Here is a 3400-nt window from a genome sequence, read left to right as displayed (position 1 = left end):
CCGCTGACGCTCGCCGCCCCTCACGCATGACCTGTCACATCCCCCGGCGCGGTCCCGGTGGCAGCGCCGCCGGGACCGGCGTCATCCCGGCCTCCTGGGCCCGCCCGAGCGTCCCGACCCGCTGCCACTGCGGCGGCTGCGGCTGCCCGCCGCCGTTCCGGGCGCTGTAGGCACCCGCGCTGTACGCGCTGTACGAGTTCCCTCCGTACGACCCCAGACCGTGGGTGCCGGTACTGAACGGGGTGCTCCCGAAGGCGACGAACCCCATGGACTCCTCACCGCTGCGATCACCCGGCAGCGTACGGAAGCTCTTGACCCACTCCGCGTAGAGCGAGTCGTAGATCGGCGTGGCCGAGTGCCCGCCCGGGGCCTCCTGCGATACCCGAGCAGCGGGAACGGCGGAGAAGGACGGCCGGTGGGGAGGAAGGTCGTATGCGTGCACGTATGTCCAAACGACCGGGTCTTCAAAGAGATGCGGTTCCCCAGGCGCCCCTTCAGAGGCGCGAGGAACTGCGCGGCCGGCCACGGATTACCCGTAGCCGCCCACGCACCGCAGCCCCCACCCCCTCGGGCGCCCCTCAAACCCCCGCAAGAGGCAACGCCGCCGCCACCAGCTTCCCGTTCGCCGCCGCCTTGTCGATCGCGTCGCGCAGCAGGTCCTCCCGCGGCTGCCGCCCGATCGACCCCACCGGTGCCGCGAACATCAGCACCTGCTGGTGCTTGTTGGCGGCCGCTCGCCACCCGTCGGTCACCTGCAGCGGCTGATGCGCCTGCCACCACGCCACCGGCTGCCCGCCCGTCGCGCCGGGCTGCAGCACCGCGTGCAGCTGACCCACCGCCAGCAGCACCGACCACCCGTGCAGCACCGGCGGCACCGCGGACAGCTCCGGCACCGGCATGAAGCCCTGCTCGATGAGGAGCGGCAGGAAGTCGTCGCCCACCCCGTCCGTGCCGGGCCGCACGATCGGCGACGTCGGCTCCACGACCAGCGCGGGGTGCAACTCCCCGGCGATCAGTACGAGTCCGCTGGTCACCCCGAGCACCGCCTGCTCGGGCACGGACTTCTGCGGCCCGCCGCCCGGCGCGCTGTCGCCGTTGATGGAGCGGACCGCCCCCTGCAGCTGCTCCTCGGTGACCTGGACGACCTGCGAGGGCAGGCAGGTGGCGTGGGCGAAGGCGAGGACGGCGGTCTCGTCGCCGATGAACAGGACGGTGCTGGTGCGCTCCTGATCGGAGTCGCCCGGGGTGCGGCAGGACGTGCAGTCGTAGCTGCCGGGGGCGTTGTCTCCGGCGAGCAGCCGGTCGGCTTCTTCGTCGCCGATCTCGGCGCGTACCTCGTCGCTGACGTCGAGCATGCGCGGCACGGTGGCTCCCTCGGGATGCGGTGCGTGAAGGCCCGGGTGGCTCCCGGTCCGTGAGCCCCCGGGGTCGCGGGCTCATGAAGAAGACAACGGGTGATCTGTGGTGGGGGTCACGCATTGGGAGGATCGGGATCGAACCATCCACTGCGCAGGGTCACTCCTGGTGCGGAATCCGGCACTCCCCGTCAACTCTTCGCAAGCCAAAGGAGTTTGACGCGGTGAAGTGAATCACAGATCCATCGAACCCATGGTCGACAAATCACGAAATCAGGGAATGTAGTGGGTGGCCGAAAATCGCTGCTACCCACGGTAACATCGAACTGGCCTGGCCTGACGGGGAGTTGGTTGATTTCGGGCGTTCCCGATCTCTAGATTCCTCCGCCGTGTGCAACGAGCACCGCTCGGGTACGTCCGCCGGCCACACCAGGCAGAGCACCACCGCAGTACCGGCCGCGGCGGACGGGGCGAGCGCGAGGAACCGCGTCCATCGCGCGGGGACCGCGTCCCGCCTGGGGGACCCCGGGTATGTGGAGAGGGAAATACATGTCCGAGTGTGCCGATACCACCCGTGAGACCGCCGTCGCCAAGAACGGCTCCCGCAAGGGCCGTACGACAGCCGCCCTGGCCGGAGCGGCGCTGCTCGCCCCGCTGGGCCTGCTGGCGGCCACCGGCAACGCCGCGGCGGCGGACAACGGAGTGTGGGACCGCATCGCCCAGTGCGAGAGCGGCGGCAACTGGCACATCAACACCGGCAACGGCTACTACGGCGGACTCCAGTTCTCCGCCTCCACCTGGCGCGCGTACGGCGGCACCGCCTACGCGGCGACGGCCGACCAGGCCTCCAGGGAAGCGCAGATCGCCGTCGCCACCAAGGTCCAGCACGCCCAGGGCTGGAACGCGTGGCCGGTCTGCTCGGCGCGGGCCGGGGCGACCGGTTCGGCGCCCGAGAGCGCCTCGGTGACCACGAAGAGCACCACGGAGTCGGCGACGAAGTCGTCGAAGCCGTCCAAGTCGTCGACCACGTCGACCGCCCGGAAGTCCACCCCTGCGGCGAAGACCCCGCAGCGCCCGGCGGACCGCACCGGCCGCACCTCGTCCGGGGGCGACTACACCGTCCGCAAGGGCGACACCCTGAGCGAGATCGCCGAGCGGCACGGCACCACCTGGCAGCACCTCTATGCCGCCAACGAAGCCGTCATCGGCGACGACCCGAACCTGATCGTGCCCGGGCAGCGCCTCGCGCTCTGACGCGAACCCCTGCCCCGCACCGCCCTGCCCCGCCCGGTCCGACCGGGCGGGGCCCGGTGCGTTTTGGGGGCATGTACATGCTTTGAATGGGTGCGGGCGAGCGGATGTGAGGGTGATTCACGTGCGGACGGCCCCCTTCGAGTTCACGCTGCGGCAACCTCGTGCCTACCCGTGCGGTACGGGGGTTCTGTGCCGGAGCGGTGAATCTCTTATGCGGTGTCAGCTTCGGCGCGGGCCGCCGGAATCGGAATGGAATGCACGCGCCGGAGTGTCCCGGATCCCCGCTCCCGGTTCTTTCCGGCGGCTTTTCGGAAGACCCTACCGGCATCGGGGAATTGCGCTCGAATGCGCCAGGAAGGCGCATGGAACCGCTCGTACGTGTGACGGAGTTCGACCGAAACGCGTGTCGTGATTCTGTGACAGAAGCGTGACCGGAGGCGGACGTGGGACTTCGGCTTCCGTCTCCGCCGGAAGCGGCCTAGCGTGGGCCGTATGGCACCGGACACCGCTCCGCCGACGGAGCCCCAGGACAGCCCGCAAGGGTACGTAGGCCTCGATGCGGGCGACGCGGAACGGTTCGCCCGGCAACAGGGGTGGACGACGGTGCGCTCGCTGCCGCCGGGCGCGATCATCACCATGGAGTACCGGACGGGGCGGCTCAACTTCGAGGTGCGCGACGGCGTCGTGGCGCGCGCCTGGAAGGGCTGACCGTACGACGGCGAAGGCCCCGGTTCCCGCAGTGGGGAACCCGGGCCATCGCCGTGCCGGGGGGGGCTGTGCGTACCAGACCC

At 70.6% G+C, this 3400-nt stretch carries 4 protein-coding genes; 2 read left to right on the top strand and 2 right to left on the bottom strand.

The features are described 5' to 3' along the window. Positions 1–34 precede the first annotated feature (34 nt). Together ACFWPS_RS48650 and ACFWPS_RS48645 are read right to left on the bottom strand one after the other, a co-directional pair. Positions 35–442, bottom strand: a complete 408-nt coding sequence (locus ACFWPS_RS48650) for a hypothetical protein (RefSeq protein WP_383719371.1) — start codon at positions 440–442, stop codon at positions 35–37. A gap of 136 nt (positions 443–578) precedes the next feature. Then, entirely contained in the window at positions 579–1364 is a 786-nt protein-coding gene (locus tag ACFWPS_RS48645; RefSeq protein WP_383719369.1) for a hypothetical protein, read from the bottom strand. Between the two features lie 540 nt (positions 1365–1904). Between ACFWPS_RS48645 and ACFWPS_RS48640 the strand changes: the two genes are divergently transcribed. Together ACFWPS_RS48640 and ACFWPS_RS48635 are read left to right on the top strand one after the other, a co-directional pair. Then, positions 1905–2609 carry a transglycosylase family protein gene (locus tag ACFWPS_RS48640; protein WP_383719366.1) on the top strand — a complete coding sequence of 235 codons (705 nt, stop codon included), beginning with the start codon at positions 1905–1907 and terminating at the stop codon, positions 2607–2609. Positions 2610–3101: 492 nt separating this feature from the next. After that, a complete protein-coding gene (locus ACFWPS_RS48635; RefSeq protein ID WP_383719363.1) occupies positions 3102–3317 on the top strand; it encodes an I78 family peptidase inhibitor in 216 nt (71 codons plus the stop codon). The last annotated feature ends 83 nt before the right edge of the window (positions 3318–3400 follow it).

This window comes from Streptomyces sp. NPDC058457, assembly GCF_042720695.1.
In the GTDB taxonomy this organism is placed as follows: Bacteria; Actinomycetota; Actinomycetes; order Streptomycetales; family Streptomycetaceae; genus Streptomyces.
The sequence above is the reverse complement of the archived record's forward strand: the minus strand, read 5'-3'. Positions and strand labels throughout refer to the sequence as shown.

Coding starts and splice junctions, on each gene's coding strand:
- ACFWPS_RS48640 (WP_383719366.1), top strand. CDS start 1,905: ATGTCCGAGTGTGCCGATACCACCCGTGAGACCGCCGTCGCCAAGAAC.
- ACFWPS_RS48635 (WP_383719363.1), top strand. CDS start 3,102: ATGGCACCGGACACCGCTCCGCCGACGGAGCCCCAGGACAGCCCGCAA.